This is a genomic window from Malikia sp., from assembly GCF_028687635.1.
Taxonomy (GTDB): Bacteria; Pseudomonadota; Gammaproteobacteria; order Burkholderiales; family Burkholderiaceae_C; genus Malikia.
The window spans coordinates 1-3,259 of sequence record NZ_JAQTZS010000048.1 but is presented as its reverse complement, the minus strand read 5'-3'; the positions used below and the strand labels follow the sequence as shown (position 1 = coordinate 3,259).

The 3,259-nt window shown below is 35.2% G+C and carries 4 protein-coding genes; 2 read left to right on the top strand and 2 right to left on the bottom strand.

Annotated elements, in window-relative coordinates; translation table 11 throughout:
* The first annotated feature begins 19 nt into the window (after positions 1-19).
* Both PHR85_RS15250 and PHR85_RS15155 read left to right on the top strand, forming a co-directional pair.
* Positions 20-793, top strand: coding sequence for an acyltransferase (locus tag PHR85_RS15250; protein ID WP_367278767.1), 774 nt, complete (start codon positions 20-22; stop codon positions 791-793).
* 19 nt (positions 794-812) lie between these two features.
* Positions 813-1,523, top strand: coding sequence for a WecB/TagA/CpsF family glycosyltransferase (locus tag PHR85_RS15155; protein WP_300056035.1), 711 nt, complete (start codon positions 813-815; stop codon positions 1,521-1,523).
* A gap of 31 nt (positions 1,524-1,554) precedes the next feature.
* On the opposite strand, the gene PHR85_RS15150 is transcribed toward PHR85_RS15155, so the two are convergent.
* Entirely contained in the window at positions 1,555-1,974 is a 420-nt protein-coding gene (locus tag PHR85_RS15150; RefSeq protein WP_300056032.1) for a hypothetical protein, read from the bottom strand.
* Between the two features lie 70 nt (positions 1,975-2,044).
* Positions 2,045-3,217 (bottom strand): nucleotidyltransferase family protein, encoded by a 1,173-nt coding sequence (locus tag PHR85_RS15145; protein ID WP_300056029.1) that lies wholly within the window; start codon positions 3,215-3,217, stop codon positions 2,045-2,047.
* Between the last annotated feature and the right edge of the window lie 42 nt (positions 3,218-3,259).

The following is a 3,259-nucleotide window of genomic DNA, read 5'->3' as shown; positions in this document are numbered from 1 at the left end:
TGATAAATCGAATGAATCTATATCGATTTTTTATAAAAAGCGGATGGGTAAAATAGTCCTTCCGACACTTTTTTGGAGTGCTTTCTTTTTAGCTTACCTTTTTATTTTTAAAGATTTCACCCTATTTAATATAATAGGATCACTTTTTAAAGGTGCCCCATATTATCATCTATGGTTTATGTATGCGATCATTGGTATCTATATATTTACTCCGTATTTACGTATTCTCCTCGCTAATCTCTCTTTGGTACAGACAAAACACCTTCTTATTATTATTTTTATCTTCACTATCGGCAACAATTATCTTGGTAACTATTTTCACAATCAATCAACTCTTTTTTCATCATTTATCAGTTATATAGGCTACTTCATTTTAGGATATTACCTTTATAAGACCAAAAACAGTTTCCAAAAATACACAGCCCTCTTTGGGATCCTTTTTATTTTAAGTCTGATTACCATCTCAGTGGCATCGATCATTCTAAAACATATCCTGCACGTTAATATCCCTATTATTGCTTATTACACTCCCTTTATTGCTTTTCAAGCTATTACCTTGTATCTCTTTATCGCTAATAGCAGTGAATTCAAGCTTCCTAAACTATGGAGCCATCTATCCCTATATTCTTTCGGCGTCTATCTCATACACCCTGCTTTTATACTTCTGATTGAACCGACTATGACAATTAAAAATATAATATTATTACCTGCTTTTTTCATATTTATCCTACTTGGAAGCTATACTGTTATTTATAGCATGAGTAAAATAAAATATTTAAAATCCCTCGTATAAAAGGTTACCTATGACTATTATGAGTTATGACATATATACAAACAGCATAGATCAACTCAATGTCACAGATGAGAAACAAATCATCAATACGATCAATCCGCACTCATACGTTACGGCTAAAAACGATCCATTGTTTGAAATCGCACTTCGTGATTCTGATGTATTGCTCCCTGATGGAAGCGGTATCGTCCTGGCAGCTAAAAATATCCATCGTGTTAGAATCCAAAAAATTGCCGGCATGGATCTGCATATCCATCTGTTGGAACAACTAAATACTAAGAGTGGCAAGTGTTTTTACATGGGAGCGTCACAAAATACCCTGGATAAGATCAAAGAGAGATTAACACGAGAATACCCTAACATCACTGCTGAATTTTATTCACCGCCATTTAAACCTGAGTTTAATGCTGAGGACAATGCTGAAATCGTCCAAGTGGTAAATGATTTCCAACCCGATGTTTTATTTGTAGGGATGACGGCACCTAAACAGGAAAAATGGCTGTATGCACACAAAAACAGTCTTGATTTTAAAGTAGCTAGCTCGATTGGAGCCGTATTTGATTTTTATGCAGGAACCGTACAAAGACCGTCACAGTTTTGGATAGATCTGCATTTAGAGTGGCTGCCGAGACTGCTCAAAGAGCCAAAGCGGTTATGGAGAAGAAACTTTGTCTCAACTCCACTCTTTTTATGGGATATGCTGGGATATAAAATAGGAATTAAAAAGTAGACGAAGAATAAGTTGTCTACTTTATAGTGGATTATTTGGTTTTGCAGCTAGAGCCATTATGGCCATCATCTTTTTTTCCGTTCTCATCCATGTCTTTTTCATGTCCACCGTGAGTATCCACACCGACATTATTAACTTTGCATTTTTGAGGATCTTGGATTGTTTTTTGTGAGTTTTCAGCATTATTGTGGTGTAAAGAATGGCCTGGAGCGTCTTGATCACCATTACCAAATCCATTATTGCCTTTATGATCACAGCTATTCTGATGACCACTATTGCAATTTTTCGGGCTCAAATAAGAAGATGATTTATGTCCACTATTGCAATCTTTTTCCCCTGAATGGGCTTGCGCTTCCAAAGATCCTAGCACAAGCAACGCTGGGGCCATGTAAAGACTGTTTTTGAGAAAATGACGTCTAGTTTCAATACCAGTATTTGATAATGCACTCATCTTTATCGTCCCCATTTAAATATAATTGTACTAATTATAACACACTTTTCTGAATAATAACTTTTGATCATTATCTATGTAGCACATTTTGTTTGAAAAGTCTATACAGCCGCACACAATAATATAATGGTGCTAAATAATTAGGAAGATTGAGCATATAGACATCCAGCTCTTTGATTTGAAATAGCCCTAATATATACTGACGCAGCCAGCCTCTGGAGCTGTCTTTCAACAGAAAAATTTTATTAAGCTGTTCAAAAGAGATCAGTCCTGAATGCTCATTTTTAATCGTATCATTGTTGATTTGAAAAATTATCGCCTCTTTTGCTTTTTGAACATGTTGATCTGAAAGAATACCCTCAAGGATTATCGTACCCAAAGGTGTCGCTAGGAGCTCGCTACTCACTGCCAGTCCTAGATACATCATAAACTCTATTTCCATTTCCTGAGCCATAGTGATCAATTGCTTCCAATCAATTTGATCTGCATATAACCGTACCAATCGATCTATATCAACAATCCATTCCAAACGTTCCCAATAATGTTTAGAGCCATGCAATAACAGATAGAGCAATTGTGCATTGAGTTCTAATGTTTCGATAGAAACATTATTGATTACACAATGATAATTTTTCTCACTGAACAAATCGATATTGCTCTTTTTAATATAACGATCCAAAAACAAACGCCAATGAAACTCGATCAAAACATCATTTGCCGTATTAGTAACCGGAAAATCTTTTCCTACTTTTAGAAGTGTTTTGTTTTTTAAATATTCAATCGAATATTCTGGTTCGTACCCTATATCTACCAATAATTTCACTGCTTCATAAATCTGAGATTCATCGACTAAAATATCCAAATCAGTAAATTGACGTTGAGTAATATCATTATGGATGATCTGTGAGAGTACTGGACCCTTGATTGCGATCGAGCGGATAGAGTTTGCATTGAAAAGCTCTATGATTTTTATCAACTCTGCACTCATCAACATATTACGACGTGAGATCGAAAAGTTAATATTTTTTAATTCAGTTTTAACGCTTTCACTGATCGTATTTATCGATCTAAGTGATTTATGCACCAAAGGTAACACGCCATGCATATAGGCAGAATCGATTATAGAATCCCAATCATGTATAGCTTCAGATAGCGTTCTAATTTTTACTAAATCAGGAATGAGCCTGCAGCACTCTACCAAAAGCTCATAGTGTTTTATTATGACCGTGTTATCATGCTTCAAAACTCATAAGCCCCTGATCTGAAAGAGATTGTGAAAACACTA